This is a genomic window from Haloquadratum walsbyi J07HQW2, assembly GCF_000415985.1.
In the GTDB taxonomy this organism is placed as follows: domain Archaea; phylum Halobacteriota; class Halobacteria; order Halobacteriales; family Haloferacaceae; genus Haloquadratum; species Haloquadratum walsbyi_B.
This window is the reverse complement of sequence record NZ_KE356561.1, coordinates 2,181,179-2,207,155: the sequence shown is the minus strand read 5'-3', so window position 1 is coordinate 2,207,155 and position 25,977 is coordinate 2,181,179. Positions and strand designations below refer to the sequence as shown.

Below are 25,977 nucleotides of genomic sequence, written 5' to 3'. Positions count from 1 at the left end.
AGGCTTCTATCTCTGTTGCAATCGCCCTGTGACCAGTTACTCATTAATTGCACATCTACACAAAAATCAGACACAGACAAAGCCAGATAAAATGATTAATACGGAGTCAAAAGACTGGCTGTGTTTACTTGTGTGGGACTCACGATACAGTTATTAGTATAAGATCAGAAAGTTGAAACTATTTTTTGATACAGCAGATAATCTATTTGACTACAGTGAAGAAGAAACGTCTTTTCGCTTGGGGACTCGATAGATGCTGTGAGTCTATTCGTTCCAGGTCTGCTAATCAGCGGTAATTGCGATATACGCTGCAAACATGGCGATAGATACAACTGCCAATCTCAGCATCCAGATTGGTTCCGGTGTCAGCTCAATCGAGCGTGGTGCACGCAGAATCAAGAGCATAGATATAAGTACAAATCCACACACGACTGTGTTCGTCGCTATCAAAACAAATGCCGACGCTGTCGTATTAAACACCGACACATGCGTGATAGGAGATGGATTTCAAATTGGGGGAGTAATGTGTGAAAGTAGCAGATGTTGTCCCAGAATTTGCTGATGCATTCAGCTTTGATGAATTCAACCAGATGCAAGAAGAGGCGGCACCGAAGATTCTTCAGAATGACTCGAATGTCGTTGTTGCTGCACCAACAGCAAGCGGAAAGACTGCCCTCGCAGAACTAGCAATATGTCGAGCTTTGCGTCGTGACGGCACAGCATTGTTCATTGCTCCGTTGCGAGCGCTGACAAATGAGAAAGAATCGGAGTGGGACCGCTTTGAGTCACTTGGATATTCAGTGTATGTTGTGACCGGCGAACGCGAGCTCAACACTCGACGAGCTGAGCGGGCTGATATCCTTGTCATGACCCCCGAAAAAACCGATTCAGCGACACGAAAACACGATTCCGCACGCTACTCATTTATTACTGATATCGACTGTTGTGTCATCGATGAGGTTCATCTACTTGACTCTGATACGCGGGGTGGTGTATTAGAGGTCACAGTTTCGCGGCTACGTCGGCTTTGTGATCCCAGAATCGTTGCACTTTCAGCGACAATGTCTAATATTGAGGATATTGCTGGATGGCTTGATGCATCATCATCAACAACATTTCAATTTGGAGAAGATTATCGCCCGGTGAAGTTACATACCAGAATTCAGCAGTATACACACGGTGATAATACATTTGCAGATAAGTATCGACGACTCTATCGAGCACTTGATTGTGCCGAAGAACACCTTCGTGACGATGGGCAAGCACTGGTGTTCGTCTCATCACGACAGGATGCAGTTCAGGCGGCTGGAAAGGCACGAGATGAGATTGCACAGCGAGATATTCCGATGGGTGCCCGTGGCGATTATGAATTCCACACGAATGCTAAGAAATTAGAGAATGATGCACTGAGTAAAGCAGTTCCTGACGGGGTGGGGTTCCATCATGCTGGACTTGCAAAAGATGATCGTGACCGTATTGAGTCATGGTTTAAATCTGGAAAAATTCAGTTACTTTTTTCAACATCAACGCTGGCATGGGGTGTGAATCTCCCGGCACGGTGTGTTGTTATCAGGGATACAAAGTATCATGATCCACTTGAGGGAGAAGTCGATATCTCGCCACTTGATGTACTACAGATGCTTGGACGAGCAGGCCGACCCAGTTACGACGATGTCGGATACGGGTGGGTTGTCTGTGATCGCTCGGAGGCTGAGAAATATCGTCGGCTGCTTGAGGAAGGAAAAGAAATCGAATCTCGACTTGCTGAAGATCTTGATTCACATCTCAACGCTGAGATTGCAATGGGGACGATCGAAGATCTTGATGATGTCCTCACATGGCTTGAGACGACATTCTACTATCGCCGGGCTAAATCAAACCCTAATGCGTATGATTTCAGCACGCTCAAAGAGCGTATGCGATCAACGCTTGAATCGCTCGTCAGCCGAGGATTCGTGGAAATGGATGATGACCTTGCTGTCAGTGGAACGACTTTAGGACGGCTTACTTCGAAGTATTATCTACGATTGCAAACCGCAGAGCGATTTAGCACGCTTTGTGACCGTGAGACACTCACCGCAGCTGGGATTCTTGAGACTGTCGCTGCTGCGGGTGAGTTTCATGCCGTCTCAGCTCGACAATCAGAGTCTGACGCCATCGACGGGGTTCTATCAGATGCGTCAATTTCAACCGAGCTTGAGGATGGGTCACGAAAGGTGCTTGCAATCCTGTATGCTGGTATGAATGGAGCAACACCTGCAGATCTTCGCTCAGATGCATGGATTATTCGACAGAACGCCCGGCGACTACTCTCAGCGCTTCGAGAGTTTCTTGATTCTTTCACAGGACCACGAGCGGCGAATCTAGCACGACGTGTCGCAGCGCGAGTAGAACATGGGGTTTCCCGGGATGCTGTTGCACTCACTGCTATCGATGGAATTGGGGCAACACGAGCCAGCAAACTTGCAACTGGTGGATTGCACAGCCCATCAGATGTCATTGAGGCTGGAGTGATAGAGCTTGAACGTGCGGGGCTCACTGAGGGCGTTGCAAAACAGGTTGTAATAAATGCACGGGAGTTTCCGAACATCGATGTGAGATGGGAATCACTCCCTGATCAGATTGTTCGTGGCACAAATGAACTTTGTGAGGTCACAATCAGAAATGTTGGCGGTGGTGCGTATGTCGGCATTCGCATTACGGTCAATGAGATTGAGATGATATCAACAGAAACGTATCTGGGTGACGCAACGACAGTTCCGGTTGGAGTGTTCGGTGCAGATACCGAGACACTAGAATTTATGATCGAAATAACATTTCCAGCAGAGCCGTTACATCCGGTCCGTGCACAACGAGCAGTATCAGTAACCTCCAATTAATAGCGTGGAGTATCCTCACAGACGAAATTAGAACACTATTTCATCCCTTTTGATTCAAATAAATTCGCGCAAACGTTTATGTAATAACTGGCAGCCAACACCGGTATGTCAGAAACAATTCGGGTTTTTGCTGGTGATTGCACAATAACGTTTGAATCAGCAAATGATCAGACAGAGCGTGGACGTGTCATAGTAATTATCAAACCTGATCGAACTGTTCTTGTTCATGATACTGATGGATATCAACCCGTTGCATGGCTCACGCGATCCGACTCAATTACAGTCGAATGTGATGCAGGCGGATTTGGGATCACCGCAAGAGCAGGTGAACAGGTCCTGCGTATCATTGGACACGAAGTCACTGGTCGCGCAGAGTATCCGGCGACTGAGGCAGGCACACCAGTCGGGACACATCCGAAGACTGGGGAATCACTCGTACAGACTAGCGATATCATCTTTGGGACCGATTCTGATATTAAATATCCACTACCAACGGGTGCGACTGTACAGGATGAATCCTGTGAGACCTGTGGATTGCCGATGATTGAAGTGACTGCTGGGGAGCGATTTAGGATTTGTCTTGATCGTAACTGTGAGTCGCTTGACGATGCTGTACGGGAGAGATTTGAGGATGAGTGGACATGCCCAGACTGCGGATCACCGATGCAGATTATTCGTCGTAGAGGTCGGCTACTTGTAGGGTGTAGCGGGTATCCGACGTGCGAGAGTGCTTTTGCAATTCCTACAGGTGTCGTTGTTGATACGTGTCCCTGTGGGCTACCGGTATTCAAGACGTCACAAGGACAGCGGTGTCTTGATGGAACATGTGAGCTTCTGGGTGACGTTGATGCAGACTCTAAAACACTAGACGATACGGCTGATGGCAATACTGGTAATGACTAACTCGATTAACAGGGCGTATTCAAGTCGATGGTGCCGGGTGAGATAGATATATCTAGAATGTGCATCTGTAATCGTAATTTGGCATTTACAGTATATTATAGCCCTCAAAAACATATTCAAGTCGGTCCATCGAGGCGACAACAACATCGCATGTTGGACGGACAGCACTCTTTGGAACAAATCCAACAGCAAGATTAGCTACCTCAAGCATCGGGAGGTCATTCGCTCCATCACCAATCGCAATTGTTCGATCAGCCGAGATATCACAGTCTGTGGCAAGCGATAGAAGTGCATCATCCTTCGTTCCTTCAATGAGTGGTCCCTCAACTGTCCCGGTGAGTTGATCATCAGATATTGGAAGCCGGTTGGCGACAACTGTGTCAACAGTAGTGTCTGCTTTCGTCAATGCCCGTTCAACACCACGTTCGAATCCACCGGTAAAGATGGCAACGTGATGACCAGCATCGCGAAGTCGGTCAATCAAGATGCCAGCACCTGGTCGAAGTTGAACAGCATCAAATGCGCTGTCGGCTTCTTTATCATCAAGTCCTTCCAACAGTGCGGCGCGCTTTCGGAGGCTCTGTGCGTATGAGAGTTTATTATTCATCGCACGATCTGTGATTGATGTCATCTCATCAGCAACACCACATCGATCGCCGAGAAGAACTGTCATTTCTGAATCCGAGAGAGTCCCATCAAAGTCGAAAGCGATGAGTCGCATACTGAAATGTTGATAGGCAATGATTTGAGCCTAGCGTTCGCCCTGCTCACTGATAGAGTGTGGACAGCTATGATACCGATCAGAACATAATATAGAATATACAGTATCACATGGATATTTCGACTTTGTATTAATTCAGACTACGTGTATACATAACAATCCACAGAGAGTTGTATACGCCGATGAAGAAACGTTTAACCCAAGACCGAGGATGTGATTATGCATATGCAGGTACTTGTTACAGACCCGATCGATGATGCTGGACTTGAGCGGCTTCAAGCCGCTGGTCATGGCGTCGATACGGGCTACGACGTCGAAGGCGAAGCGCTGTTAGACGCGGTTACAGATGTTAATGCACTCATCGTTCGATCCGGAACTGACGTCGATGAATCTGTTTTTGAGGCTGCCTCAGATTTAATTATTGTCGGACGAGCTGGAATTGGGGTTGATAATATCGATATTGATGCCGCAACTGAACATGGAGTCATTGTCGCGAATGCTCCAGAAGGCAATGTTCGCGCCGCAGCAGAGCATACCGTGGCCATGACTTTCGCTGGTGCACGATCAATCCCACAGGCACACGCTCGCTTGCGAAATGGCGAATGGGCGAAAAGTGAATATCTCGGTACTGAGGTAAATGGAAAAGCACTGGGCGTCGTTGGTCTTGGTCGAGTTGGACAGGAGGTTTCGAAGCGACTTGAGAGTCTTGGAATGGATCTTGTTGCGTATGATCCATATATTAGTGAGGACCGCGCCGCACGACTTGGTGCTGAACTTGTCGAGCTTGAGACCTGTCTTGAACGCGCAGATTTCTTGACAGTCCATACTCCGTTGACATCTGAAACGGCCGGGATGATCTCAACTGCAGAGCTTGAATTAATGGATGGTGGGTATCTAATCAACTGTGCCCGTGGCGGTGTCGTTGATGAACCCGCGCTTGCCGCAGCAGTCGACGATGGAATACTTGATGGTGCGGCTGTGGACGTTTTTGCAGATGAACCAATTGCACCCGATAACCCGTTGCTCGATGTCGATGGGGTCGTCGTCACACCACATCTCGGTGCGTCAACCGAAGCAGCTCAAGAAAATGTTGCTACATCGATTGCGGATCAAGTTGATGCTGCATTTGCTGAGGAACCGGTCATGAACGCGCTTAATGCACCATCGGTCGATGAGAGTGTGTTCCCACGAATTCGTCCATATATTGACCTTGCAGAGACAGCCGGAAAGATTGCTGCACAATTACTTGATGGGCGCATCTCATCAGTATCAGTTTCATATGAAGGTGATATTGCAGATGAGGATGTCGAACTTGTCACTGCCTCAGCCCTCAAAGGGGTATTTAAACCATTAGAGTGGCAGGTGAATGCAGTCAACGCGCCGCGGATTGCTGAGGAACGAGGGATTGACGTTACGGAATCAAAGCGTATGCAGTCAGATGACTTCCAAAGTCTCGTTACTGTTGAGGTAACCAACGGTGACGATCAACTCGCAGTAAGTGGCACACAGTTTACCGGGGGTGAACCTCGGATTGTGAAAATCGATGGATATCGGGTTGACGCGGTCCCACACGGTAAGATGCTTGTTGCGCGAAATGCTGACAAGCCAGGTGTTATTGGATTTATTGGATCAGTGCTCGGTGAGCATGAGATCAATATCGCTGGAATGTTCAATGCACGACGCAATGTTAAGGGAAGTGAGGCACTCACCATATACAATCTTGATGACCCCGTTCCAACCGATGTTGCTGAACGAATCCTTGCTGATGAACGGATGATAGATATTCAGTATTTAACTCTAAATAGCATCTCAGACGCTGAACAATCCGAATAGTGTCTAAATATGATATCAGATAGGTACAGGTCAATCGGTGTTGATATAACTGCAACCGTCTAAATAATATCTAAATATATACTCACTTTCGTTTTGATTGCGGTCGATATAACAGTTAATGCACTGTCACTTCGCGCCGATATGCTCTAAGACGGCATCGGTGTCACCACCAACGGATTCCGGATTACCTCCGGCTTTGAATGCTTCATCGGGATCCTTCAGAAGATGCCCGGTTGTGAGACAGACAATATCTTCATCACTGTCGATGCGGCTTCGACCACGGAGTTTCTTGAGACCAGCCACAGAGGCTGCAGATGCTGGCTCGACGCCAATACCCTCACGTGCAAGATCACGTTGAGCAACGGTTATCTCATCGTCGGTGACAGCAATAGCCGTACCACCGGTTTCACGAATCCCTGGGAGTGCTTTCGGAGCGTTGACTGGATTTCCAATTCGAATCGCCGTTGCTCGGGTTTCGACATCATCCCAGCGTTCGATACCTGACCACCCATGCTCGACAGCCTCAACCATCGGTGCTGCCCCCGCTGCTTGGACGCCTGTCAGTTTCGGAACCTCATCTGGTCTCAATGCTCCTGATTGGACCAGCTCGCGGAATGCCTTATACAGGGCTGAAGTATTGCCGGCGTTACCGACAGGAAGAATAATTCGATCGGGGAATCGTCCATACTCTTCATAGAATCGTTCAAGAATTTCAAGCCCGATCGTCTTCTGTCCCTCAAGTCGGAATGGGTTCAGTGAATTTAATAGATATACCTCGCCACGTCGGGCAAGATCCTGAACGATATCAAGACAATCATCAAAGTTGCCATCGACCTCTAAGATGCGAGCATCATGAAGCGCGGCTTGGGCGATCTTTCCAGCGGCAACTTTTCCAGCAGGTAACAACACGAGTGTCTGCATTCCCCCGCGTGCACCGTATGCGGCAAGTGCAGCAGATGTATTCCCTGTTGATGCACAAGCAAGCCGTCCGACTCCGAGTTCTTTTGCGACTCGGACACCGACGGTCATACCGCGGTCTTTGAATGATCCAGTCGGATTCATTCCCTCATGTTTAATCCGCAATGAGCGAACGCCAGCAGCATCTCGAATACTGGGTGCTCGATGAAGCGGCGTGTCGCCCTCAGGAAGGGTGACCCCGGTTTCAAACGGAAGAGCAGCATGATACCGCCAGACGCCACGACCCTGTCCCTGGAAATCCTCAAACGTTGGGAGATCAGCATAACGTACCTCGAGTAAATTATCCTCATCGCTTGTATAGCGGATTTCCTCGAATGGGGCGTATGTTTCTCCTGTTTTGATGTCCGCGAGCCAAACACCATCGGTTGCCTCTGGGGGGATGTCCGGGGTAGCGGCACTAAGTTCAAGACTCATTGTGAAGTTCACTGAACCCTGTGGTGAAAAAGAAGACGGTGTAGAGCGCAAAATTAAGGAAAAATAAGAATTTTATCCGGTTATTCAATCCGATAGGGCGGATTCATTATTTTCATGTTACAACTTCGACAGACCCTTGATTCACATCAATTGCTCACGGAAGGGTAATCATCACACCTGTCTGTTCTGGATACTCATCTATATGAATGTGTGAATTCAATCATATTCGGTGCGATTAGAGCAGCGCACCGGAGATTACGACGGCGGATGGTCGTTACCATAATCATCAATGCTTTGATGAACAATTTCAGCCCACTGATCAAGCGCATCATGAAGTAGTGACTTTGCCTCTGGAAGTTCTGTCGCAGTATATTGATATACGTAGCCACCAGGATCAAGTAACCGACGCTGACGCTCTACGAGTCCTTTGTCCAACAGCGTGGTTAATGATCGATTGACATTGCTTCGGTCGCGTTCAAGTACATCCGAGAGCTCTGCAACAGTACTTTCTGGATTTTCAAGTAACACAAGGTATGTTCGACTCTCATGTTGTTGTATCCCAAAAACGCATGCCAACACCTGCTGAAATCCAGGGTCGTCAGTATCCAACAACTCACTCATCGCTGGCGCCTCGCTCATAGATAATTATTAGAGGTTCAGATAAATAACGATTGTCGGTTGAGCGATTCATCACTTCACATCAGCAAAAGAACTACACATTGGCTGGTTTCGATGGATGATTAATTATTGGTTGATTTCGGCGGATTTGCAGTGGGTGTCGGCGGTTCAACACCTTCGGCAGCCTCTGCGGTTTCAGTTTGTTTTTTAGTGTCGACATGCCATCGAGTGACTTCATCATCAAAGTCACTGAGACGATCACTAACAGCTGTTTTGAGTTCATCATCGTTAATGTTCACCTCAAATATGAACGCTACATCAGCCTCTTCACGGGTTGTTTTCTGAATATTGGCGCTAATGAGTGTATTATCAAAATAATATGGTGCAATTTGAGTCATCACGCGTTGATAAACCGTATCTTCAACTCGACGTAACGCCCGGCGTCCTGCGGAGTCAGCTGCTCGTGCAACGTATTCAAGCGAATCGGACCACCGTTCAACTGCAGAGTCACTTTCGCCTGCCTCAACATGATCATAGGAGTCAGACAGCATCTCCCCAGCTGTTTGGAGGTCCTCATCTGGGGCTTTTCCAGCACGCTCACCTTTCCCCTCACTAACGCTTGCTTGTGCAGCCGTTTTTTCACTCACATCCTCGCCGAGGCGTTCATGAGATTTTGGTCTCCACTCATTCCACTCGTCAAATGCTTCACCATCGACATCTGCATCGCGGAGTGCACGGGTTATTCGCTCACCGTGTTCAACAACATCACCCCATGTTCCCCGAACTTCGAATCCGGAGACGCTTTCTTGCATCGCTATTGTAAGCTATGTGTGTGAGCATATAAAGTACTACGCTAGTATGTCCAGATATGCGACAGAAAGCCTCACAAAACGATAGTCGATATCTTATTTTCTATTGCGGTTGCCAAAGAAACGCCATGCGAGCGAATCAAGTTTTGTTGTGAGATTGCCAAGCCACGCCGCCGGTGATACTTTTCGTAGCGTTTCATCATCAATCTCGATTCGGTTGTCATCGAATGGACCATCGCGGTCGGTTGTATCGATACTTGCATCAACAACTGCTGACATCGAACAACGCCCACATGATTCGGTATTCTTGTCCGTATTCATATAGTATAAATTTTGTTTATGATTATTAAATACTTGTCTCCATGTGAGGGAGTCATAAAAAGTGCTATCGCCCGTGTGGTTTTTTTGCGCTGGTGCAGAGTAAGTGATATGTGATATCAGGTTGTCACCCCCGAGACTGTCACTCCGGTTGATGATCGACCATGTGAACTCCGTCGATTGAGCGCGGCGACGGATCTCTCAAATATTGGTATTAACAGAAACAGATGCCATGCAGGACCAGGAGAACTATTCACAATTGATACAGAGAGTCCACAGCGGGCATACAACTCCCATGATGCCGAGGAGAATGTAATTGCCCTTGCTGTCGGTGCCCCGGCTATTGATGACGATATTGTTGCATATGATCCAAACACTGAGGACTGAGTGATGCAAATAACCAAGACAGCGACACAGGCAATCCCTCTGGATTCAATTCGAGTTGCGCATCCGATTCTCTTTTTAACTAGAGAGATAAGATCAAAATGAATGGATACCACTTACTGAGAGTGGGACTGAGTCAACGGTGTAATATCATGTATACGCACACGCATTCTGTTAGGGATATAATTAGATGACCACCGGAACAGATGAGACAACGGATGCGAATTCGGATTCAGATTCAGATACATTTGATCCAGTTGAAGCAGCTGAGGAAGCTAATATCGACCTTCCAGGAGTACCTGAATGGGATGATGAGTATCTGGATCGTGTCTCTGATCGACTATTGTTCAATTATGACCTCACGCAGGATGAGCAGGTCCACGGAGAAACATTCAGTATGTACGCTGAAATGCGACTTGAGAGTCATAAGCACTTTTTCCATCCAGCATTGGATTATGCGAATCATGAAACGCATGAACATGTATTCGTCACTCAAGTTGAGCGACCACGTGTTGAGAGTTTTGAGCGATTTGTTACGCTTGGACATGACCTTGCGGACGATTCTGCGTGGCTCGATCCCGATGAAGAACATTTCGGGACTGAGTTCACATTTGTTGTAGTCGCTGATGCAGTGCCAGAAAGTGTCGAGTCATTTGTATCATCATTCCATGATCGAAACTTATTGAAATTCGGATATTATGGTCATTACGAAATCCATCTTGTTGTCGTTGCCCCAAATCGTGAAGAAGCTGCTGCAAGTGAGCAAGCCGATACTATTCAAGCATTTACCTTGTGGAAGGATGTCACCGCCGATGAGCAGTCCGGATTTCTCACTCGGATTCGAGATGCACTCAGTTTCTGAAAGTGCCTAACTATGCCATGGAGAAGCTGCGAGTCCGAATATACCCAATCGTGGTTTCGCACGTTTTATTCGAAGCTAAGTCCCAGATTTGTCACCAGTAAACTACCCCACCCTACTCAGCCGCTGGCGCGGCTCCGGTGAGGGTGGGGTTGGGGCTTGCTGTCCTGTTCTGTTTCGACGACACGCTTTCCATCCACGACGCCACAACTTCCTGACGACGTGAACACAGCGAGCGCAGTCTCGATGGGCGTTACACCTTTGGACTGCCCCAGTCCTAGCGATATGGGAAAGTACGTTGAGCGCAGCATTCGCGTCTCTATCAATCTCCAATTCAAACCCGCATGCGGGGGATGAGTGCTCTCGTACTCACAACGGCTTATCAGACACAATACCACACGAAAAGCACTCCTTGGTCGTGCCAGCGGGTTCGACTTCGGCAAAGTGCGTCCCGTCACGCTCGCACCTGTATTTGTAGTTAATCAGTGTGGTGAACGTATCCCGTGCCGCAGAAGCCGTGTTCTGGCTGTTTCCAGCTAACTCCAGCATCGGCTTCACCTCCAAGTCTTATTCCTCGACAACCACCAACTCATACTCGGTGGCATAGTAGTTCGAGAGCTTGTGCAAGAAGTCCTGGCAGTGGCGCTTTCGTCTAAGTTGCTGGTGGCATTCAGCTAGTTTCAACCGTTATTTCTGCCAGTTGTTCGACCCTTGTTGTTTCCGCGAGAGAAACAGCGACCGCTGCTCGCCTTTGAGTCGCCCCCGTTCATCTTGCAGGTCAAGGGAGCAGACAGCACGACCATCTGTGTCGTGGGAGTACTTGAGAATCTCCAAGTCTATGCCGACGCAACGGGTAGGACTATCGGTTTCTCGGGCTCGTCTGTGCCTTCGGCAGCGAACGAGGCATACCAGTCACCAGTCCGCTCTTTCTTGACACATACCCTTTGACAGTGACACCTTCGGGAATTTCGCGGTGAACTGTGACTGGACTGTCTGCGAGTTTCGAAACTGAGAGTGAGAGGACGGTCTGACCGTTTTTATTATCGAACTCGAAGCCAGACTGAACGTACGTGAAGCTCCTGAATTCGGTGGGTGCTTTCCAGTTGAGACTTCCGACGTTGTAGCCGTTCCTTTTGACTCGGACAGGGCTTTAATAATGTTTTCGATGTGCATCACAACAGCTTGTGAGACCGTCGAGTACAGATCGCTCAGCTCGCCATACCAGTCTTTCAGACCAGGGAGTTGGTCGGGGATTTGTTCGAGCTCGTTGAGTGCGTGGTTGTGCAGTTGTCGACAGGTATTTATGCCAGAATCCAGCTTTTCTCGGTGGCTGTCGGTCGGGTGGAGTCGATACCTGTAGGCGTAGTGCATGGATTACTCGCTTATGTCGGATGTACGGACGATTTTCACTTCACGTCTACACCACGTCATCGTTTGGGAACGAGAAGGTGAGCGCTGTTCCCAGTGGCTGTCACCTCACCTTCGATGAGTTCGTGATCTTCAATCTCGTGTCTATCCATCGATGTGGTACACGCATTTTATTGAATATTAATGATGGCAACGCAAAGGTCGACATGCAGACATGAGTGAGTGCCCAATCGAGGATACAACGTGGGAAACGATCGTCAGACATGTTCCAATAGTCTCAGTCGATCTTGTCGTGCGTCATGAGGATGGTGTTATTCTTGCAAAATGAAATAATGCCCCAGCACGCGGTCGATGGTCTGTTCCTGGAGGTCGAGTTCATAAGGGAGAATCATTTACCGACGCAGTGCATCGGATTGCCGACGCAGAAATAAGCATTGACGTCGTCATTAAAGACCGCCTTGGTGCATGCGAACATCAATATGATGTTGCTGACATTGATGGAGTGGATGGCAAATATTATATCCCAATTGGATTCAGTGTCGCCGCAGCAGAACCACGTCCAGAACTTGAGTCGGACGATCAACACACTGAGTTCCAGATTTTCAAACAACCAATTGAGGATGCATTCGCCGCTGAACTACATCCATACGTGCAAACGTATCTCGTTGATGCAGGTATTATTGAGTCAATATAGCTATCAGACGGCGATTTGACACAAATTTGATATTCTCTTCGCTCTAAACGGCGAGGATTCCCACGACACCATGCCGCTGCGCTGAGTTGGGATATTGTGGTTTCCTGCCGTCCGACATGGACGGGGTTTTTCATCGATTCTGCATAAATCGACTAACTCGACTGAGGGATATCACTAAAACGTGTCAATTCACGCTAACAGTCTGGTTTGCCTCTAAGAATATAACAAAGCGGTAATAAATATAATTCCGATTGAAGCTGGCTAGTGATCAAATAACGAGCGCAGTGAGCAGACAGTTTCCACCTTTGAATATTAAACGAGATGGAATTAGATATGACTGGATTAGTTCCTATCAGTCATCGCTGAGCGAGAACGCACCGGTTTCATCACTCTCGCGAACATTCCGGACATTATCATAGCCCATCTTCACGAGCGAGAGTCCAAGATAGATGAGAACGAGTGCCAATGCAATCTGTGTCACCGCAGACAGCATTTGGACAGCCGTCGCCTCAGCCATCCATGCGTCATTGAGGAACTTCGTATAAATATTGCTGTAGAAAGCAAGCCAAAGAAGTCCTGAAATGGTAATACCGACCATTACCACCATCGGACCACCGGTACTGAGTAGTTGTTTTGATTCATCCCAATTAGCAAGCCAAACAGTTGCGGTAAGAAGTGCAAGTGCTGCAAGAAGCTGGTTTGCACCGCCAAAGAGCTGCCACAGCGTTGCCCACGATCCACTCGCTATGAGAACATACGCAGGAATAGTTTGGACTGCAGCATTTCCGTAGCGATCAGCAGCAAACGATTGGACAGGTGATTCTGGCGTTCCGATAATCTCTTCCATCATATACCGGCCAAGACGAACCGCTGTATCAGTCGATGTTAGCAGGAAGCTCACAAGCACTAATGCCATAAATGGAGCACCGAAACTTGCCGGAATGCCGAAGCTGGTGAGTAAGACGCCCCCACCAGTTGCGAATGTAGGAAGTGCAAGACCAATTCCACCGCCAACATCAGGTGCGATGAGTGCGACAGTGATTAGCGCAACTGTCGCAAGAAGACCTTCTCCGAGCATACCACCGTATCCAATAGCCCGAGCATCACTCTCACGGCTAAGTTGTTTTGCTGTTGTTCCTGAAGAAACAAGTGAATGAAATCCACTGATTGTTCCACAAGCGATTGTAATGAACAACAACGGGAACAACGGTGCACCGTTCTGTCCGACGAACCCATAGAAAGGAGCCAGACTCGTTGTCAGTGGTTGGCTTGCAGTTCCGAAGACGGTGCCAACAATGACAGCAAGAAGTGCCCCACCAACACCAGTGTAGAGTAAGAATGATGAAAGATAATCACGAGGTTGCAAGAGAATCCACACAGGAAGTGCGCTGGCAATGGAGCCATAAAGTAACACGATTGGGATCCACGCCGCAGTGTTCGCACCAAAAGCACCTGCAGCTGGAAGCCAGGATGGCTGTGAGCTGAGCAGGACAATCGTCTGTGCAGGATAATCACCAGGAACAAGCGCGAGTGGGTACTGAATGCCGACCCAGACGCCCGCGAACATCAGACTGACGAATATGGCTGTTCCAGCAATAAATGGAAGATTGAATTGATACAGCCATGCACCAAGCAGGACGGCAAGACCAATATAAATCAAGCTTGCAGTCGCCGCCTGTGGGTATGCGTTAAATACGATTGCAACAACCAAAGCGAAAACGGCGACGACAAGGATGATCGTCAAGAATGCGAACCATAGGAGCATGTTTTTGCCCCGTTCGCCAACATACTCGCCAATGATATATCCAATTGACTTTCCTTCATGTCGGAGACTAGCTGATAGTGAAACAAAGTCATGAACACTCCCCATCAGTGGATTACCGATTGCGATCCATGCAAGTGCTGGGACCCATCCCCAAAGAACCCCAGCAGTTATTGGACCGACAATCGGTGCACCACCAGCAATACTTGAGTAATGATGTCCAAGTAAGACTGGTTTTGCTGATGGGACGTATTCCTGTCCGTCTTCATACTTATGAGCCGGTGTGTCACGGCTATCATCGAGATCAACGAACTGTGAAAGATATTTTGAGTATCCAAGATATCCAACAGTAAACAATGCCAGTACTGCCACAACAAGCCAAATAATCTGAACCATGTCTAAACCCTGTAAACAATCATGTCGTATTATTCCGGTATAACGCTAACGATTGATAATTCGGTACTAGGCTAGTTCAGAAAATATCATTTTGATGAAATGTCACCACAGACTGTTTCATCGACGTCAATCGCCAACTCCTCCGCCACGGTGTCAAGTATTGTACCTTTTACCTCTGAAACCCGGGTTTCAATTTCGGCAACAACCGGTGGGTCAAGAGTTTCATGAAGTTCTGTTAAGCGCTCACGCTCTGTCGCAACTCGATCACGAAGAAATCGCGCTCCACGACCGTTCTCATCAGGGTCAGGTTCAGGAGTAAGTCGGTTCACTGCAAGTCCACGGATTGTAAGATCATACGACTGAAGTTCCGAGATGGCACGCTGTGTCTCTCGAATAGATAATTCATCGGGATTTGCAACAAGAAAAAAAGCTGCATCTGTACGAAGAGTCTCACCAGCGAATTCAAAGCGGTCTTTGCGTGTTGTAAGTCTATCAAGAATCGGATCACCGTCCATTACGCGACGTGGCTCCTCATTCCCGATTGCAGCACGCTCATATAGGTCAATTGACTGCTCGCGCTTGTATGCGAGTCGTTCGATCCACCCCTCAAGCATATCCGGAAGTGAGAGCAATCGAAGTGTTCCACCGGTTGGAGATGTATCAAAAATAACACGATCATAATCGTCAGAATTCCGCATCACATTAATAAAGCGATCCATGAGCGCTGCTTCATACGCGCCCGGTGTCTGGTGTGCCATCTCAATTTGACGATCCACTTCATTGACCATTGCAGGACTCACCTGATCACTTAATGCTCTTTTTGTCTCCATTAGATGCCGCTCTGTTTCAGACTCAGGGTCGATTTCCATCGCATCAAGATTATCGATTTCCTCGACGCTAGCTGGCTCGTCTGTGAAATCCTGATCAAAGACATCCGATGTGCTATGTGCCGGGTCCGTCGAAACAATGAGTGTATCAATTCCAGCGCGTGCGCATTTCAGTGCATACGCTGATGAGATGGTGGTTTTTCCGACACCACCTTTACCGCCGAAAAACACGTGAGTATCCATAGGATATTTTAGAAGTGATACTGCTGCCCCTTTCGTTCAAGCAGCGACCCCCGGTTCCACATCCGTCTTTCCCATGCATCAAATTCATCTTCAAGATACGGAAGTAGCTCTGCGGTGTAATATGATACTGGCGATGGAATGCCGAATGCTTCAGGAAAACACGCAAGCATAAACGTGTCCTCAGTGTCTTCTGCCTCTTTTTCAATTTTTTCATACGCAGGATGTGTAATAAGTCCATGATATAAACCACGTAACCAACGTTGTAGCTCTGCTTGAAACCGTTCGATCCTGGTTGAAAGTGACATATATTTATCGTAGATACTCACTAGACAAGAATCTCTGGGTAGCATATCTGAGGAAGTGTCCACTAAAATGCATGAATAGCCTGTGAGTGGTACATATGGAGACATACGCTGAAGTGACCACACTGTAAGTATGTATTATGTCGAATCCCTCAGCGGAAATTCCGGTGACGATCCTGACCGGCAGTCTCGGAGCTGGAAAGACAACCTTACTCAATCGATTACTTGCGGAATCAGATGATCGCTCTATCGCCGTATTAGTCAATGATATGGGTAAATTGAATGTAGATGTTGATCTCATAGCTGAGCAGTCTGCGCTCACTGAGACTGATGATGCCGTCGCTGAACTTTCAAATGGTTGTATTTGCTGTGAACTTCGTGATGATCTTGAGCGCGCTGTTATCCGACTTGCAAGTAATTATTCTTTTGATCATTTGATTGTTGAACCGTCGGGGATCAGCGAACCAGCACCTGTTTCGCGGTTATTCACTGGAGGTTCTCCAGCGGCTGCACGATATCGGGTTGATGCCGTAGTCGCTGTTGTTGACGCCTATCAGTTTTCGGATATTGTCAATGAAGCCAGCACATCGGCGGATGAAATACTCAAAAATAACAGCGGTGAAAGCGCCGATAGTAATCAACAGCCGCTTTCCTCATTACTCGTTGAGCAGGTTGAGTTCGCGGATGTAATAGTAATAAATAAAACCGATCTCGTGAATAAAAATCGGCAAGCATACGTTAAAAGGAGTGTCGAGACACTCCAACCAGAGGCGAAGATTCTCACGACGACGTACAGCAAGGTTGATCCGGCAACAATACTTGGAGTTAACCGGTTTGATCCGGCAACAGCCGCAGAGCAAGCGGGATGGAAGCAGATATTGAACACAGCAGATAATGAGGAAAGCGACGAGAGAGTGTATAATTCTCATGATTCTAATCATGGAGGTGAAAATGCGAATACGCACACGCACGCGCACAATCACAGTCACACACATCCAGCAGACAAATATGGAATTAGTTCCTTCAGTTATCAGCGTCGTAGACCATTTCATCCCGAGCGTGTTGCTGCAGTGATGAGTAATCTGCCGTCAAGTGTTATCCGGTCAAAGGGTCATCTCTGGGTTGCTGGTCGCGAGACAGCACAACTGACATTCAGTCAGGCAGGTCCATCGGCGACTATCTCGGTGACTGGTCGGTGGATAGCAAGTCTTCCTGAGTTTGAACAGGACATGTATCGGAATAATCGCTCTGAGCTTGAGTTTGAGTGGGATGATGAGTGGGGTGATCGACGGACAGGACTCGTATTTATTGGCTATAATATTGACGCGGAGACACTAATTACAAAACTCGATGAGGCAGTTGTAACTGATGCCGAATTTGAGGATAACAGCTCATTGAATGGTATCGAACGATTCCCCACAGATCCTGATGACGAACTGATTCTCGCTGGACCAACGGTGTAGTGTGGGCTATAATAAACTATTCGCTAATATCATGACCAGCGTAAAAGAATGATTAGATTGGATTCTGGCTAACAGGCGCAGCCGGTTGAGCTTGGTGAGCGTTCAAGTGTCATTTCAGCATCACACTCTGGACAGTTCGGCGTTGTTGTCTCATCGGTATCGCTTGTAGGAATTCGCTCATCACAGTCGTGACACCAATATGCTCCTCGCGATTGATTATTTTTTCCTCGATTTGGTGACTCTGTCGATGCTTCAAACGTGTCAACTATCGTACCCAGCAATCCCATAATTACCAGGTATATTCATGAAGGAGATATAAACCTCGTTCGCTTGTCCATCTGAGACGCATAAGCGCTGAGAGGTGCGCGACCAAATCAAAGAGTCAGGACATCAGTATCATATTTGTAGCCACTATCGCTGATTGGAGTCTGAGTAATGCTCTACAAACAAGATGTGTGTTATGACTTTGCTCCCAAGATAATTCAATTGCAACTGTGTCCTCTCGTCATGCAATCATTACAGCGGCAATAAGTGCAAGTAGAATAAGCACTGCTCCAAAGATAATTCCACCAAGACAGAGGCGATGAAATCGAATACCAGCAGAAAGACTATCGCGCACTGCTGGGTCGACAGTCCAAATAAATCGTCGATATGCCAACGTAGATATAATTATTGCGAGTAGTACACAGATAAGGAGACCTCGAGTCCACGGTATGTCGAATAAATCAAGATAGAGGGGTCCGAATGAAAGACATAATAACCATGTTGACCCAGCGACCACTATAAACGGAATTGGATCCACTATCTCGCCATGACGGTTTGTTATTAAGAGTCGATAATACGATTTTTTCATTTACTTGTGATTAATAAAGACATATTCTAACTCATGTAGTGAAAATCATATCCTAATACAAGCATATCGGTCTTATTCTCTCAATATCTATTCATATTCTATCGGTGTATATCTTGAGGAGATGTGTAAGTAAGCTTAATTCTCTCTTCTGAACAGTAACCCAAGCCGAGTAAATACTGAGCAGTAGGTATCGGTGTGGATTACCTCGGAGAGCTCACGCAATAGCATAAATACTCATGCGATTGTGATTAATTTATGGAGACGAGTTCAGATGGAGACCCACGAGTACTTTTTGCGATGAACATTGTACTCTCTGCCATCTTTGGAACCGGTATTATTTGGGGTCTGAGCTTCATAAAGATTGCAGCATTCTCGCTCATAAACATAGCTTCATTAACGCTCATTATTGTGGCTGTGACGTATGTGATTGTCATGTAAATATTCGAATAGTTTGTGAATAAACAATGGTTGTACTGACCACAATACGCTGGGATAACCCCGAGAGTTATGATGATGGGCAATCCGGGTTTGTTCAAGATGCCTATTGAAGATCGAGACAACGCGTATCTCATCACGCATGCACTTGCAAAGGACACTCTCTCTCAACTTCGGGATACTGAGACCGCACAGGTCGCTTTTCGTAAAGGACTCGTCAAACTTGGACGGATTTGTGGATATGAGATTATTGACGGCGCCATGGAGACTGAGTACGCACATGTCGAGACCCCATTGACGGAGACAACCGGAGAGCGGGTGAGCGGATTGGATAATATTGTTATCGTCAATGTTCTTAGAGCCGCTACACCGTTTGTTGAAGGACTATTGAAAGCATTCCCGCGCGCGAAGCAAGGTGTTATCAGCGCAGGACGTGACGAAGCCGCTGGGATGGATCAAAATGGTATGTTCCCCATCACCATTGACTATGTTAAGTTGCCAGAAATCACTGCTGAGGACACTGTCGTCGTTGCAGACCCAATGCTTGCCACCGGATCAACAATGTGTGCGGTATTAGAACATGTCAATAGTGCTGCAGAGAATGTTCCAAAAGATCTCTTTGTTCTCTCGGCGGTATCAGCTCCAGAGGGCCTTCTTCATGTCGGATCAGAGTTTCCGAATGTAGATCTTCTGACTGTTGCAATTGATGATTATCTCGATGATGATGGATATATTGTCCCTGGATTGGGTGATGCAGGAGATCGCGCATTTCGAACAGTCTAACTTAGTTGAGAGTATAATCTGAAATACCCGAATTATCCGCAATAGATAGACTATAGAAATTAATCGGAATAATACTGGTCGTCTGAGTGACTGTAGCTGCAACAATGTGATGATAGAATCGGTGATAACCGATGATTGTCACCGTGATGCCTCTGGATTCTCATAGCAACCCCTTCATTTCACTTAGAACACCATATCTGTCCGTTGATTTGCTGTCGAGTAGAAGTAGCTGAGTCATCTCTCAATTGGGTAACTAATTACTATTGTGAAAAACGTTCGCATGGAATTCACCGAAGCAAGCAGATTTAGTTGATGAATGAACGATAACTGATATGTACAAAGTTGAAATACCACTCAAATACAGACGAACCGCCAATGACCTGCAAACACATAACTTTGAGCTGGGTTCCGAATAAGACAATTATCAGTCAATAGTTGCCCGTCCGCTGGTTGCACTCTGGATTTGATCACAGAGCTCTGCTGTTTTGCTGACTGAAACATAAATATTGAACGTGACAGCGGCTTCGTATGACGCTTCAAAGTCGACATTTGCACTCCTCAGGATACCACGAACAGTCCCTGAGTCATCGTATTCGACGGTGACAGTGACATCTTCATGTGGCTTCATTTCAATGACACTTGCCTCCCCAATCGCATCAGTGACCGCACGACTGTATGCTCTCGCTAGTCCTCCAACCCCAAGATTTGTATCGCCGTAATATCGAATCACTGTCGCAACGACATTCTGGATATCCTCTTGGACAAGAACATTGAGTGCTGGTTTTCCTGCCGACCCCGTCGGCTCCCCATCATCGGATTGATACTCTCGCAAGAATGAATTAGTGGTAGATTCAGGGTTCACGTTTTCTGTAGTGGTATCGGTTGTAACAGGAACGCGGTATGCAGGAACAACATGTGTTGCATCAGTGTATTGCTCTCGAACCGTGTTAATGAATCTCTCGGCTTCAGTTACCGTCTTAACAGGAGCGATCACTCCGATAAATTCTGACCCGCGGGTACTGAATGAAGTGTTTCCACGATTTTGTACCGTTCGAAATGATTGGGTACCGTCATTGGTTGGAGAAGATGATGATTCGGTCATATTGTGCGTACAAAACTATGAGATGTATACATATTCGAGGCTATCAATCAAATAAGATTTTCTTTCGTCAGATGAGTATAGATATTATGAATACCTGCTAGAAACCAATGGATTTTATTGCAATTTCGTGGAATTCAGTGATTACTCGAAGTATAGTAAAAATAAGATTAGAAAATAAGTGTTAGATTACTGATTAAAATTAAAATAGAGGGTTCAAGCGACTGAAACGCGATAAACAAATGAGAGTTCAGTAATTTCATTTATTAGTTCACCAGGGATCGGATCATCCGTGACAATATACAGTTTTGGGTCGTCAGTGAATTCAGGATCTTCGCTAATGGTCTGACGAATGGGAATATTTCGGTCAGCAAGACGAGTTGCAATAGTAGCAACAAGCCCAGGTTGATCGGCATTATTTACTTCAACAATAATCGCTGAGAGGTCAAGTACAGGAGCAAGATCCATTAGACTTGGAATTGAAGAGATATTTTGGAAAATACGTTTAAGATCATCATCAGCAAGAATTGCTGTTGTGGTTGAATCAACAACTCGGCGATCAACGTTAATCTCACGGGCTATCCCCGTATTTGGGATTTCGATTCCACCAGAAACAACCCGGCCATCATCATTGACGGAGAATCCGCGTTCAAGAAGTAATCGGATCACTGCTTGCTGACTTGGACTTTCGTCAAATTTCTGCATAATCTCATCAAACATATTATTCACTCTGTGGGGATCCGCAAAAGAACCAATGTACGCGATGGTCGAAGCCGGTGTCTATCCTCTGTAGTCAATAATGGTCTGAAACACAGTAAGAAGAGAATATTATGAATATGATTGGAGAGCGTTTCAGTAAGAGGAAAAGATTGATACCTGAATCCAATCTGGTCGACTCTACTGTCTTATAATTTCCCTTTGGTGCTCGGGGTATCACTTCGTCGCGGGTCAATCTGTGTCGCTTCATCGAGCGTCCGTGCGAGCGATTTAAACAACGCTTCAATTTCGTGATGTGCGTTTACTCCCTTAACAGACGCGTGGAGTGTTATTTCTGAATGCATGGTTAATGAGTATGCAAAGTGTCGTGCCATATCGCTGGTAAACTCACCAACCTGCGGTTGCGAGAACGAGCCTGAAAACTCGAAGTGCGGACGACCGCTGATATCAGCGATTACTGTTGCGACCGATTCATCAAGTGGGATTGAACGATCTGCATAGCGGACAATCCCTCGTTTCTCACCAAGTGCCTTGTTAAATGATTCGCCAAGAACGATCCCAATGTCTTCGACAGTATGGTGATCATCAATGCTGAGGTCGCCATCGCAGTGAACAGTCACATTAAAAAGCCCGTGTTTCGCGAAAGTTTCAAGCATATGATCAAAAAACCCAATCCCTGTGTCGACTGTTGCATCACCATCGCCATCGATTGCGAGTGTCACATCGATTGTTGTTTCGGCAGTTTCACGAGAGATCGCGGCTGTTCGATCATCCGTGCTTGCCTCGCTCGCTGATGCTTCTGTGCCCTCAGTCATAATCCGATTTTGTGGTCCGTCTGTATCATCGTTCCGTCTTTTATCTATGCTATCTAAAATCTGGACTAAGTGGTCTGTATCATATGTAAAAAATAGATATGGATACTACATTCACTCAGTTTGACATTCTCCCCGCTCTGAAGGGCGAGGATTCCCACGGGTTTCTCCTTGATTATTCATAAGCACTCTGTCCTGTCGAATACAATAGTTAATTTCGAGCTCCGTTATCAGCTTCAGGATCGAGACCACTCATTATGAGTCAACTACCCCACCCTACTTCGCTCATCGGGTAAACCAATTCGCTCGATAGAGAGTGGGGCTTGTCAGTGATCTCTTTCTCTACCCAAATCGACCTCACAGCTGTTTTTGATGTGAGAGTGTTTCTCTCAGCTCGGTGTCCTCGACCCTGACCTCAGCATATTGACTGATGCTCCCACGAGACGGCTGATGGTCCCCGTAGAAGATACAATTCAGCGATGTTCTTCGCTGCATTGTAGTCCGCGTGATTCTGCTTGCTACACCTCTGGCACTCAAACTTATCTCTATGACGGTTGTTATCTCGAACACTGCCACACTCGTTGCACCGTTTGGAAGTGTTCTGTGGATTCACCTTATCCACGAACACGCCTCTCTCTTCGGCCTTGTATTCGACACACTGCATGAGCGTGCGGAATGCCACATCGCGTGCCAATCGGCATATGGAAGTCGCTCTCGAATCCCGTCAAGTTTCTCGAAGATGATATCCATCACAACCGTATTCGAGTGCCTCTTCGACAATCCCGCTCGCCACCGAGTGCAGTACGTGCTTCACGTACTCATCCTCTTGACCACTCACTTGTTGTATCGTGCGGTGGGCTGATTGCGTGCCACACTCTTGGAGGTCACCACGCGTTTTCTCGAACTCTCTGCGAGCGTGATTAAGTCTGCCTGCACTGAACGAGCGGGCCGTGCTGGTGACGGTAATCTGGTTAACACCGAGGTCAACACCCAGAACCGTTCCGTTCTGCGTCTTTGCCTCTTGTTCAGGTTTCTCTGTGCGATACCCAAGGTGCAGGTACCACTCGCCACCTCGGTAGTGCAGCCGTGAAAAAAGAGACGACAAGTGAATGGCACGTCTCGCTTTCCGTTGAAGTGGAGGAAAGACAGATTCCAGATAAGAAGCCTGTCGAAGAACTCGGATCGCATGGTTGTGTCGGGATGGACCCTGGGGTTCTCAATTACATCCACACGAGTGATGGAGTTTCCGTGGATGGGCTCAATCTGGAAGACCAGTACGAACGGCTGGAGAGAGAACAGCGAAAACGAGTCGCTAAGATTAAGCGTCATATACGACGGAAAGCACGAGATTGTCAGCACAAACTCACCTCTTGGCTACCCACAGAGTATGAGGCTGTGTTTGTCGAGGATTTAGACGTAACACATATCCTGGAACAGTCTCAGAATGCTCGGAATAAGGGATTCAGCTTGGCTTGGAGTCAGTTTCTCCGACTACTCGAATACAAGGCTGATTTGAATGGGTGTTGTGTTATGTTGAGAAGATCAACCCAGAGAATACGAGTAAAGAGTGTTCGCAGTGTGGTGTGAAGTCGTATAAGGCTGTATAGATTCGGGAGCATTCCTGCCCGAGTTGTGGGTTTGAATTGGATAGAGACTGGAACGCTTCAATTAATATGTTAGAGCGTGGTTTGGTATTGTTAGCAGAGCGGCTTGAAGAGCAGTTAGGGCTGGGGCTGGGACAGCTCGAGGTAGAACGCCTGAAGGAAACTGGTCTCCCTACGGATACGGGGAAGGTTCGCAGTGAATCAGGACCTGCAAAGACCGTCGTTGAAACAGGAAGCACAACCGAGGGGGAGGGAAGCCCCATGATTAAGTCAGGAATCGAGACGGCTGTTTCAATGAGCGACTAGGGTAGGGTAGTTCACATCACGGTTAGGGACGTCTCATACGGTATTGAGTCAATTATTTTCAACTGCACCCATCGCATCCGTGAGCGTGAATTTATTCTCATACAGGGCGGTCCCGACTACGACTGCCGCTGCACCAGTTGTATATAAGCTTTGAACATCATCAATTGATGCAACGCCACCAGAAGCAATAACAGGGATATCGACGGCATCAACGACACGAGCGGTGACGCTTGATTGAATCCCCTCAAGCGTCCCTTCAACATCAATGTCGGTAAACAGGATGCCGCAGGCGCCATAATCAGCAAATCGAGCTGCAGCGACTGCAGGGTCGACTCCAGTCGATTCTGTCCATCCCGAGACGACAACCTCACCATCTGCCGCATCAAGACTAACAACGACTCGGTTTGGATATGAATCGGCAAGTTCAGCAACGAGAGTAGGATTTTCGACAGCTGCAGTGCCAAGGATAATTCGGTCAACACCGCGGTCAAGCAATGAAGTGGCATCGTCAATCGTTCGGATCCCTCCGCCGAGTTGCACCGGGATGTCAACGGACTCAAGAATCGCATCGACAGCAGTTGCATTCATTCGCTCACCCTCAAATGCACCATCCAAGTCGACGAGATGAAGTGTCTCAGCACCAGCTTCAACCCACTGGTTTGCTGCGACAACAGGGTCGCCATACTGTGTCCCGGTTCCGCGCTCACCTTGTACGAGTTGAACAACATCACCATCTTGCATATCGATTGCTGGAATAACCTCAAATGGCTCGAACAGCGCGGACATACTCTAATCAAAATTTTATTTGACCGAAACCTAAATATATCGATGAAAAAATATGTGAGTTATTAAAATAGCTCATGTTACTCGACTTTCGATCTATGCTGCTGATGAGGACAGCGGTACTCGGTAGCTGCCCATAAGATTATTTCCAAAATAAAAACACAAATAAACTAACATGAAGTTTGATTTACGTCACAGTCCGCAATCGCTTTTAATTCGGCTCATGAGCACTGAGATATGAAACTATTCGGTTCAAGTGGCACTCGAGGGGTTGTCGGCGAAGAGTTGACACCTGAAGTTGTGCTTCAAGTCGCGAAGGGGGCTGGGACGGTATGGGAAGCTGATCAGGCTATCGTCGCACGAGATACTCGAACAAGCAGTAGGTCGTTCCTAAATGCGGCTGTGAGTGGACTCACGAGCGTTGGGATTGATGTAACACGGCTTGGCATAACTCCAACGCCTAGTGCGGTTCATTATGCGGTCGAGAGTGGTCGCCCTGGAATAATAATTACCGCATCGCACAATCCGCCAGAGTATAATGGAGTAAAACTCATCAGCGAAACTGGAGTCGAAATCGGAACTGAGGGGATTGAAATGATTGAGTCATGCATTCTCAATGAAGACTTTGCAACAGCGTCGTGGGATGATGTCGGGTCGATAGCGCGGGTTGAAACAGTTAATCATAAATATGTTGATAAGTTGCTTACTGCTGTTGAACAAGATGGGTCCCGTGAGATGATTGTAGATGCTGATCTCACCGTTGCTATAGACCCAGGGCATGGAGCAGGGTGTTTGACAAGCCCACGGTTTTTTC

At 47.2% G+C, this 25,977-nt stretch carries 26 protein-coding genes and 3 pseudogenes; 11 read left to right on the top strand and 18 right to left on the bottom strand.

Annotated elements, in window-relative coordinates; all coding sequences use genetic code 11:
- Nucleotides 1-527 precede the first annotated feature (527 nt).
- A complete protein-coding gene (locus tag J07HQW2_RS10350; protein ID WP_021055450.1) occupies nucleotides 528-2,879 on the top strand; it encodes a DEAD/DEAH box helicase in 2,352 nt (783 codons plus the stop codon).
- Between the two features lie 105 nt (nucleotides 2,880-2,984).
- Nucleotides 2,985-3,782 carry a topoisomerase DNA-binding C4 zinc finger domain-containing protein gene (locus J07HQW2_RS10345; RefSeq protein WP_021055449.1) on the top strand — a complete coding sequence of 266 codons (798 nt, stop codon included), beginning with the start codon at nucleotides 2,985-2,987 and terminating at the stop codon, nucleotides 3,780-3,782.
- Between the two features lie 85 nt (nucleotides 3,783-3,867).
- Here the strand turns inward: J07HQW2_RS10345 and serB are convergent, their stop codons facing one another.
- Nucleotides 3,868-4,503 (bottom strand): phosphoserine phosphatase SerB, encoded by a 636-nt coding sequence (gene serB, locus J07HQW2_RS10340; RefSeq protein WP_021055448.1) that lies wholly within the window; start codon nucleotides 4,501-4,503, stop codon nucleotides 3,868-3,870.
- Nucleotides 4,504-4,728: 225 nt separating this feature from the next.
- Here serB and serA point away from each other — a divergent pair, with 225 nt between their 5' ends.
- Nucleotides 4,729-6,336 carry a phosphoglycerate dehydrogenase gene (gene serA, locus J07HQW2_RS10335; RefSeq protein WP_021055447.1) on the top strand — a complete coding sequence of 536 codons (1,608 nt, stop codon included), beginning with the start codon at nucleotides 4,729-4,731 and terminating at the stop codon, nucleotides 6,334-6,336.
- Nucleotides 6,337-6,462: 126 nt separating this feature from the next.
- On the opposite strand, the gene thrC is transcribed toward serA, so the two are convergent.
- The 4 genes from thrC to J07HQW2_RS10315 all read right to left on the bottom strand — a co-directional run bounded on the left by thrC (nucleotide 6,463) and on the right by J07HQW2_RS10315 (nucleotide 9,476).
- Nucleotides 6,463-7,728, bottom strand: coding sequence for a threonine synthase (gene thrC / locus J07HQW2_RS10330; RefSeq protein ID WP_021055446.1), 1,266 nt, complete (start codon nucleotides 7,726-7,728; stop codon nucleotides 6,463-6,465).
- A 255-nt stretch (nucleotides 7,729-7,983) separates the two neighbouring features.
- Nucleotides 7,984-8,367, bottom strand: a complete 384-nt coding sequence (locus J07HQW2_RS10325) for a helix-turn-helix domain-containing protein (protein WP_021055445.1) — start codon at nucleotides 8,365-8,367, stop codon at nucleotides 7,984-7,986.
- A 101-nt stretch (nucleotides 8,368-8,468) separates the two neighbouring features.
- On the bottom strand, nucleotides 8,469-9,158 hold the full coding sequence (locus J07HQW2_RS10320) for a DUF5828 family protein (protein ID WP_021055444.1): 690 nt from the start codon (nucleotides 9,156-9,158) through the stop codon (nucleotides 8,469-8,471).
- Nucleotides 9,159-9,251: 93 nt separating this feature from the next.
- A complete protein-coding gene (locus tag J07HQW2_RS10315; RefSeq protein ID WP_021055443.1) occupies nucleotides 9,252-9,476 on the bottom strand; it encodes a DUF8007 family protein in 225 nt (74 codons plus the stop codon).
- A gap of 177 nt (nucleotides 9,477-9,653) precedes the next feature.
- Here J07HQW2_RS10315 and J07HQW2_RS10310 point away from each other — a divergent pair, with 177 nt between their 5' ends.
- Nucleotides 9,654-9,860 carry a hypothetical protein gene (locus tag J07HQW2_RS10310; RefSeq protein WP_394324613.1) on the top strand — a complete coding sequence of 69 codons (207 nt, stop codon included), beginning with the start codon at nucleotides 9,654-9,656 and terminating at the stop codon, nucleotides 9,858-9,860.
- Nucleotides 9,861-10,047: 187 nt separating this feature from the next.
- The gene (locus tag J07HQW2_RS10305; RefSeq protein ID WP_021055442.1) at nucleotides 10,048-10,719 is read left to right on the top strand and encodes a DUF8052 family protein; all 672 of its coding nucleotides are present in this window, start codon (nucleotides 10,048-10,050) and stop codon (nucleotides 10,717-10,719) included.
- Nucleotides 10,720-10,835: 116 nt separating this feature from the next.
- Here J07HQW2_RS10305 and J07HQW2_RS10300 read toward each other — a convergent pair.
- Together J07HQW2_RS10300 and J07HQW2_RS18490 are read right to left on the bottom strand one after the other, a co-directional pair.
- Nucleotides 10,836-12,087, bottom strand: a pseudogene (locus J07HQW2_RS10300) (RNA-guided endonuclease InsQ/TnpB family protein).
- A gap of 56 nt (nucleotides 12,088-12,143) precedes the next feature.
- Nucleotides 12,144-12,236 (bottom strand): DUF2080 family transposase-associated protein, encoded by a 93-nt coding sequence (locus tag J07HQW2_RS18490; protein ID WP_021055440.1) that lies wholly within the window; start codon nucleotides 12,234-12,236, stop codon nucleotides 12,144-12,146.
- Between the two features lie 194 nt (nucleotides 12,237-12,430).
- Between J07HQW2_RS18490 and J07HQW2_RS10290 the strand changes: the two are divergent.
- Nucleotides 12,431-12,778 (top strand): annotated as a pseudogene (locus J07HQW2_RS10290) (NUDIX domain-containing protein); the annotation flags it as partial.
- A gap of 352 nt (nucleotides 12,779-13,130) precedes the next feature.
- On the opposite strand, the gene J07HQW2_RS10285 reads toward J07HQW2_RS10290, so the two are convergent.
- From J07HQW2_RS10285 to J07HQW2_RS10275, 3 genes are all read right to left on the bottom strand, one after another.
- Nucleotides 13,131-14,936, bottom strand: a complete 1,806-nt coding sequence (locus tag J07HQW2_RS10285; RefSeq protein WP_021055437.1) for a carbon starvation CstA family protein — start codon at nucleotides 14,934-14,936, stop codon at nucleotides 13,131-13,133.
- A gap of 86 nt (nucleotides 14,937-15,022) precedes the next feature.
- On the bottom strand, nucleotides 15,023-16,006 hold the full coding sequence (locus J07HQW2_RS10280) for an ArsA family ATPase (RefSeq protein WP_021055436.1): 984 nt from the start codon (nucleotides 16,004-16,006) through the stop codon (nucleotides 15,023-15,025).
- Nucleotides 16,007-16,014: 8 nt separating this feature from the next.
- Nucleotides 16,015-16,311 (bottom strand): DUF7990 family protein, encoded by a 297-nt coding sequence (locus J07HQW2_RS10275; protein WP_021055435.1) that lies wholly within the window; start codon nucleotides 16,309-16,311, stop codon nucleotides 16,015-16,017.
- Nucleotides 16,312-16,448: 137 nt separating this feature from the next.
- Here J07HQW2_RS10275 and J07HQW2_RS10270 point away from each other — a divergent pair, with 137 nt between their 5' ends.
- A complete protein-coding gene (locus tag J07HQW2_RS10270) occupies nucleotides 16,449-17,771 on the top strand; it encodes a CobW family GTP-binding protein (protein ID WP_021055434.1) in 1,323 nt (440 codons plus the stop codon).
- A gap of 68 nt (nucleotides 17,772-17,839) precedes the next feature.
- Here J07HQW2_RS10270 and J07HQW2_RS10265 read toward each other — a convergent pair whose 3' ends face one another.
- Nucleotides 17,840-18,058, bottom strand: coding sequence for a hypothetical protein (locus J07HQW2_RS10265; protein ID WP_021055433.1), 219 nt, complete (start codon nucleotides 18,056-18,058; stop codon nucleotides 17,840-17,842).
- Nucleotides 18,059-18,276: 218 nt separating this feature from the next.
- Nucleotides 18,277-18,573: a hypothetical protein gene (locus J07HQW2_RS10260; RefSeq protein WP_303704076.1), complete on the bottom strand. Its 297-nt coding sequence runs from the start codon at nucleotides 18,571-18,573 to the stop codon at nucleotides 18,277-18,279.
- A gap of 588 nt (nucleotides 18,574-19,161) precedes the next feature.
- On the opposite strand from J07HQW2_RS10260, the gene upp reads away from it, so the two are divergent.
- On the top strand, nucleotides 19,162-19,842 hold the full coding sequence (gene upp / locus J07HQW2_RS10250; RefSeq protein WP_048075239.1) for a uracil phosphoribosyltransferase: 681 nt from the start codon (nucleotides 19,162-19,164) through the stop codon (nucleotides 19,840-19,842).
- 424 nt (nucleotides 19,843-20,266) lie between these two features.
- Here upp and J07HQW2_RS10245 read toward each other — a convergent pair whose 3' ends face one another.
- From J07HQW2_RS10245 to J07HQW2_RS18485, 5 genes are all read right to left on the bottom strand, one after another.
- Entirely contained in the window at nucleotides 20,267-20,944 is a 678-nt protein-coding gene (locus J07HQW2_RS10245; protein ID WP_021055429.1) for an IMPACT family protein, read from the bottom strand.
- 213 nt (nucleotides 20,945-21,157) lie between these two features.
- Nucleotides 21,158-21,661 (bottom strand): TrpY family transcription regulator, encoded by a 504-nt coding sequence (locus tag J07HQW2_RS10240; RefSeq protein WP_021055428.1) that lies wholly within the window; start codon nucleotides 21,659-21,661, stop codon nucleotides 21,158-21,160.
- Between the two features lie 185 nt (nucleotides 21,662-21,846).
- Nucleotides 21,847-22,473, bottom strand: a complete 627-nt coding sequence (gene hisB / locus J07HQW2_RS10235) for an imidazoleglycerol-phosphate dehydratase HisB (protein ID WP_021055427.1) — start codon at nucleotides 22,471-22,473, stop codon at nucleotides 21,847-21,849.
- A 412-nt stretch (nucleotides 22,474-22,885) separates the two neighbouring features.
- Entirely contained in the window at nucleotides 22,886-23,134 is a 249-nt protein-coding gene (locus J07HQW2_RS20025) for a transposase (protein ID WP_394324643.1), read from the bottom strand.
- A gap of 60 nt (nucleotides 23,135-23,194) precedes the next feature.
- Nucleotides 23,195-23,575, bottom strand: coding sequence for a transposase (locus J07HQW2_RS18485; protein ID WP_303704075.1), 381 nt, complete (start codon nucleotides 23,573-23,575; stop codon nucleotides 23,195-23,197).
- A 415-nt stretch (nucleotides 23,576-23,990) separates the two neighbouring features.
- Between J07HQW2_RS18485 and J07HQW2_RS20020 the strand changes: the two genes are divergently transcribed.
- Nucleotides 23,991-24,077 (top strand): hypothetical protein, encoded by an 87-nt coding sequence (locus J07HQW2_RS20020; RefSeq protein WP_394324642.1) that lies wholly within the window; start codon nucleotides 23,991-23,993, stop codon nucleotides 24,075-24,077.
- Entirely contained in the window at nucleotides 24,078-24,380 is a 303-nt protein-coding gene (locus tag J07HQW2_RS18475) for a zinc ribbon domain-containing protein (protein ID WP_394324641.1), read from the top strand. It abuts the gene before it with no gap.
- Between the two features lie 48 nt (nucleotides 24,381-24,428).
- On the opposite strand, the gene hisA is transcribed toward J07HQW2_RS18475, so the two are convergent.
- Entirely contained in the window at nucleotides 24,429-25,166 is a 738-nt protein-coding gene (gene hisA / locus J07HQW2_RS10220; RefSeq protein ID WP_021055424.1) for a 1-(5-phosphoribosyl)-5-[(5-phosphoribosylamino)methylideneamino]imidazole-4-carboxamide isomerase, read from the bottom strand.
- A 234-nt stretch (nucleotides 25,167-25,400) separates the two neighbouring features.
- Here hisA and J07HQW2_RS18470 point away from each other — a divergent pair.
- Nucleotides 25,401-25,977, top strand: a pseudogene (locus J07HQW2_RS18470) (phosphoglucosamine mutase); the annotation flags it as partial.

Coding starts and splice junctions, on each gene's coding strand:
- J07HQW2_RS10345 (WP_021055449.1), top strand. CDS start 2,985: ATGTCAGAAACAATTCGGGTTTTTGCTGGTGATTGCACAATAACGTTT.
- serB (WP_021055448.1), bottom strand. CDS start 4,503: ATGCGACTCATCGCTTTCGACTTTGATGGGACTCTCTCGGATTCAGAA.
- serA (WP_021055447.1), top strand. CDS start 4,729: ATGCAGGTACTTGTTACAGACCCGATCGATGATGCTGGACTTGAGCGG.
- thrC (WP_021055446.1), bottom strand. CDS start 7,728: ATGAGTCTTGAACTTAGTGCCGCTACCCCGGACATCCCCCCAGAGGCA.
- J07HQW2_RS10325 (WP_021055445.1), bottom strand. CDS start 8,367: ATGAGCGAGGCGCCAGCGATGAGTGAGTTGTTGGATACTGACGACCCT.
- J07HQW2_RS10320 (WP_021055444.1), bottom strand. CDS start 9,158: ATGCAAGAAAGCGTCTCCGGATTCGAAGTTCGGGGAACATGGGGTGAT.
- J07HQW2_RS10315 (WP_021055443.1), bottom strand. CDS start 9,476: ATGAATACGGACAAGAATACCGAATCATGTGGGCGTTGTTCGATGTCA.
- J07HQW2_RS10305 (WP_021055442.1), top strand. CDS start 10,048: ATGACCACCGGAACAGATGAGACAACGGATGCGAATTCGGATTCAGAT.
- J07HQW2_RS18490 (WP_021055440.1), bottom strand. CDS start 12,236: ATGGATAGACACGAGATTGAAGATCACGAACTCATCGAAGGTGAGGTG.
- J07HQW2_RS10285 (WP_021055437.1), bottom strand. CDS start 14,936: ATGGTTCAGATTATTTGGCTTGTTGTGGCAGTACTGGCATTGTTTACT.
- J07HQW2_RS10280 (WP_021055436.1), bottom strand. CDS start 16,006: ATGGATACTCACGTGTTTTTCGGCGGTAAAGGTGGTGTCGGAAAAACC.
- J07HQW2_RS10275 (WP_021055435.1), bottom strand. CDS start 16,311: ATGTCACTTTCAACCAGGATCGAACGGTTTCAAGCAGAGCTACAACGT.
- J07HQW2_RS10270 (WP_021055434.1), top strand. CDS start 16,449: ATGTCGAATCCCTCAGCGGAAATTCCGGTGACGATCCTGACCGGCAGT.
- J07HQW2_RS10265 (WP_021055433.1), bottom strand. CDS start 18,058: ATGGGATTGCTGGGTACGATAGTTGACACGTTTGAAGCATCGACAGAG.
- upp (WP_048075239.1), top strand. CDS start 19,162: ATGCCTATTGAAGATCGAGACAACGCGTATCTCATCACGCATGCACTT.
- J07HQW2_RS10245 (WP_021055429.1), bottom strand. CDS start 20,944: ATGACCGAATCATCATCTTCTCCAACCAATGACGGTACCCAATCATTT.
- J07HQW2_RS10240 (WP_021055428.1), bottom strand. CDS start 21,661: ATGTTTGATGAGATTATGCAGAAATTTGACGAAAGTCCAAGTCAGCAA.
- hisB (WP_021055427.1), bottom strand. CDS start 22,473: ATGACTGAGGGCACAGAAGCATCAGCGAGCGAGGCAAGCACGGATGAT.
- J07HQW2_RS20025 (WP_394324643.1), bottom strand. CDS start 23,134: ATGCAGTGTGTCGAATACAAGGCCGAAGAGAGAGGCGTGTTCGTGGAT.
- hisA (WP_021055424.1), bottom strand. CDS start 25,166: ATGTCCGCGCTGTTCGAGCCATTTGAGGTTATTCCAGCAATCGATATG.